This is a genomic window from Acinetobacter sp. RF14B (assembly GCF_006864105.1).
GTDB classification, from domain to species: domain Bacteria; phylum Pseudomonadota; class Gammaproteobacteria; order Pseudomonadales; family Moraxellaceae; genus Acinetobacter; species Acinetobacter lwoffii_C.
Genome location: NZ_SMTB01000144.1, coordinates 1 through 3,814, shown reverse-complemented (window position 1 = coordinate 3,814; position 3,814 = coordinate 1). Strand labels below are relative to the sequence as shown.

Genomic DNA, 3,814 nt, shown 5'->3' with positions numbered 1-3,814 from the left:
GCTGTGGCCACGCTTCTCCATGGGGCGAACAAGGGCTGGGACTGGGGCTGGCGATTGTACAGCGCATGACCAGTATGCTGGGCTATCCGGTGCATGTCTATTCCACATATGGCAAAGGCTCCTGTTTCATGATTGAAGTCCCGGTAGTGGCTGCACCTCAAGTGGTGGCCACCCCCGTACAGGCAATACCATTAAAGTCTAAGGCCTTTAAAGTCCTGTGTCTGGATAATGATGAAGCCATTCTGGAAGGTATGTCGACCCTGCTCACCAAATGGGGCTATCAGGTCTTTAAGGCCACCGAACCGGAACAGGCCATCGAACTGATCCGGCAGGAAAATATTCAGGTGTGGCTGGTAGATCAGCACTTGAACCAGGGCAAGATCGGTCTGGACTTTATTCTGGAACATCGTCAGCCTCAGGTTCCGGTGGCACTGATCACCGCAGATTCAGATCCGGAATTGCCACAGCGTCTGAAAGAGTTAAATATCGTACTGCTGAAAAAACCGTTAAAACCGGCCTCCTTACGCTCGTGGTTATCCGGCCTGAAGATTTCGGATCATTAACTCACTCGCTGGCTAAGTTTTCCTTCCCAGCCTTTTCACAGGATACCCATCTTCCAATCTGGAAGATGGGTATTTTTTATACACACCTTGCACATAACTTTACTCAATATGCAGAAAAAACAGGCAGATGTGCCAAAAGCACCAAAATTGCGAAAATTTGACCTGATCTATTGATCAAAAAGTTCATTTTAATTTTCACTATGGCAAAAGTTACCGAACCCCTTAATTCATAGCCGCACACTTAGTTACAAAAATATAAGCGACTGCTTTTTATAATACTTTTTAGAAAAAACCATTGAATAAAACTTTGGTCTTATTTTTCACCTAGCCAGCTTGGGCCTAAAAATAGAGAATTGAGAAACGATCAGTTTCCATCCAGTCCATCCTTTCCCCCTTCTTTGGCAGCTGATCCACTTGCACTGCATAGGAGCTCTTACAATGAAACTGGTAGATGAACATGTTGCTCATGACCTGAATCAAACCCAGCAATTTCACCTGCGTTATGGAGTCAATGCTTTATTGCCTCCGATTAACTGGTCACAGGTGTTTAAAGACAGCAAATTAGATGACAATCAATATCAGGCTCTGGAAACTCTCTATCAAAGTGCTGTTCCATTGGCATTACAGGTCTTTGATGAGCTACATTTTGATGTATTTGAACCCTATGCCTATAAACCCCAAGGTCTGGGTTTGTTTGAACGGCTTGCTGAACAGGAAAACAAGCTGATTCAGTCACTTGAAACCGAAGTACAAGATTTACCTGCAAAAACACGGCACCAGATCTGGAGCATGTTGCTGCGTGGCGGAGCAGTTTTGGTGTTTAAAGCCTGGCTGGGTAAAGTCAAAAATGATAGCGACTGTCTGGACACCCAACAGTTTGATGAACTCTCTGATTTGTTATTTATCAAAACCTGTCCGCATGAACTTGCTGAACATTTACAGGTCAATCCGAATGCACAGGAGGATCATATCTTCTTGATGTATGACAATGAAGTGTATCTGGACCGTTTTAACAGTCTGGAGACCGCCGCACTCTTTGTAGATCTGGGCGTCTATGATGCGACCTTCCTGAGCCTGCGTGATGACCGGATTGCAGAATACCTGAAGTCTAAAGGCTATGTGACCCAAGATCAGATTGATGAATTACAGTGCGCCCTGAACCCGATGTTCTGTACTGACCTGACGCAAAAACAGGACTATATTGCTTAGTTTTTTTAACTAAAACTTTATGCAATAAATAGAGCAAGCTTTAAAAAATTAAGGAGTTTATTGACTAAACTCCTTAATTGAATGCAGATGGTCTTTACTGCGCTTAAACACCCAGTCAGGCAAATTTACATTTTCTTTTCGTCAATATTGAGGGCATTGATCGCCAATACGGCCTGAGTCCGGTTTTGTACACCCAGTTTGCGGAAAATTGCGGTTACATGCGCTTTAATGGTCGCTTCAGAAACATCCAGTTCGTAGGCAATCTGCTTGTTCAACAAGCCTTCCGCTACCATCATCAGAACACGGAACTGCTGAGGAGTCAGCGACTGGATACGTTCTGCCAGTGCAGTTTCATCCGCAGCACGCGGATCAAAATTGACATTGGCGGGCAGATTTGGCGGCAACCAGATTTCCCCTTCCAGCACTTCACGGATGGCTTCACCAATATGGCTTGGATGTGCAGACTTCGGAATATATCCCATGGCACCATGTGCAATAGCCCGCTGGATAATACTGACTTCTTCATGTGCAGACACCACAATAATCGGCAAAGATGGATATTGGGCGCGTACATGAACCAGAGCTGAGAAACCCGATGCTCCTGGCAAGTTTAAATCCAGTAGGACAAGATCAGGTTCAGGACCATTTTCCAGACGTTCATAAAACTCATTGACTGCCGCAGTTTCATGAATCTGCGCCTGTGGCAGACTATAACGAACCGCTTGAATTAAAGCATGACGAAACAGTGGATGATCATCAACGATTAAAATATTCATAGGACGTGAGAAAGATCTTGTACACGGTAGTTCCTATTCTAACCACACAAGCCGCCAGAAGGATATGCGAGAGGCTATAATTTTTAAAATAATGGTGGTTTTTCTTTAAAATTCTCACATTGTTGAGGGATTTTACTCAATCTTGCATTCTCAGCACTTTTGTATACCCGGTTTATTTTTGCTCTCTCAGACTGGGTTGAATTTAATATAAATAGAAATTTCAATATATTATTGCGTTACTTTTCATCCAATCTCATTTCTATACCAATGTCTCAAAATCGGCTCACTTTACAGTTTTTATTTATTTTATTTTTTACTTTATCGTGATGAATCAAGTGATCTCGGACTTGACTCTTGCTCAGTATCACAAAATGAATATTCATCAGTCCGAACCTTTGCCGATGAGGCGCATGTCTGGCAGTCTGCACTATTTTCTAAAACGAAAGCTGGAGTTCAGACCATTTGGCCTACTCTGCCCTCTCAAACTAATCTGTATTCGGCAGGGCTTAGGCTTGGCAAATTACATGCCTCGACCCGCTCCCAAAGCGGACAGAAACCATACTTAAAATAAAAAATACCGGCAGATGATGCCGGTATTGCAACGATTCAATTTAGACCGTATTGCGCTGTACTTCAGTAATCAGCTGATCAACCACCTGCGGTTCGGCTAGGGTCGAGGTATCGCCCAGACTGTCCAGCTCATTGGCGGCAATCTTCCTCAAGATACGGCGCATGATTTTTCCTGAACGGGTTTTAGGCAAAGCAGGCGCCCAGTACAAGGCATCGGGTGTGGCTACCGGTCCGAGAATTTTACGTACCCAGCCAACCAGTTCATGCCGCAGTTCTTCTGTAGTTTCAGCATCAGCCTGTAAAGTCACAAAGGCACAAATTCCCTGGCCCTTAATCTCATGCGGCATCCCGACCACAGCAGCTTCGGCAACGGCTTCATGCGCGACCAATGCACTTTCAATTTCTGCGGTTCCCAGACGATGGCCTGAGACATTCAGTACATCATCAACGCGGCCGGTAATCCAGTAATAACCATCTTCATCACGGCGTGCACCGTCACCAGTAAAATAGGTCCCGGGATAGGTCGAAAAATAGGTTTAAATAAAACGTTCATGGTCGCCCCAGATGGTCCGCATCTGTCCCGGCCAGGAGTCTTTAATCACCAGATTCCCCTCTGTGGCACCTTCCAGCTCATTGCCATCAGCATCCACAATAGCGGGTTGTACCCCGAAGAAAGGACGGGTGGCTGAACCTGGC

At 45.0% G+C, this 3,814-nt stretch carries 3 protein-coding genes and 1 pseudogene; 2 read left to right on the top strand and 2 right to left on the bottom strand.

Annotation, left to right across the window (positions count from 1 at the left end):
- Both E2K52_RS13740 and E2K52_RS13735 read left to right on the top strand, forming a co-directional pair.
- A partial coding sequence (locus tag E2K52_RS13740; RefSeq protein ID WP_151205583.1) for a response regulator occupies positions 1-563 on the top strand: 563 nt, incomplete at its 5' end.
- 438 nt (positions 564-1,001) lie between these two features.
- Positions 1,002-1,772: a hypothetical protein gene (locus tag E2K52_RS13735; RefSeq protein ID WP_151205582.1), complete on the top strand. Its 771-nt coding sequence runs from the start codon at positions 1,002-1,004 to the stop codon at positions 1,770-1,772.
- Between the two features lie 125 nt (positions 1,773-1,897).
- On the opposite strand, the gene E2K52_RS13730 is transcribed toward E2K52_RS13735, so the two are convergent.
- Both E2K52_RS13730 and E2K52_RS13725 read right to left on the bottom strand, forming a co-directional pair.
- Positions 1,898-2,548, bottom strand: a complete 651-nt coding sequence (locus E2K52_RS13730) for a response regulator (protein ID WP_151205581.1) — start codon at positions 2,546-2,548, stop codon at positions 1,898-1,900.
- Between the two features lie 611 nt (positions 2,549-3,159).
- Positions 3,160-3,814, bottom strand: a pseudogene (locus E2K52_RS13725) (AMP-binding enzyme); the annotation flags it as partial.

Bases quoted from the DNA above. Each gene is read 5' to 3' on its own strand.
- E2K52_RS13735 (WP_151205582.1), top strand. From the start codon at position 1,002: ATGAAACTGGTAGATGAACATGTTGCTCATGACCTGAATCAAACCCAG.
- E2K52_RS13730 (WP_151205581.1), bottom strand. From the start codon at position 2,548: ATGAATATTTTAATCGTTGATGATCATCCACTGTTTCGTCATGCTTTA.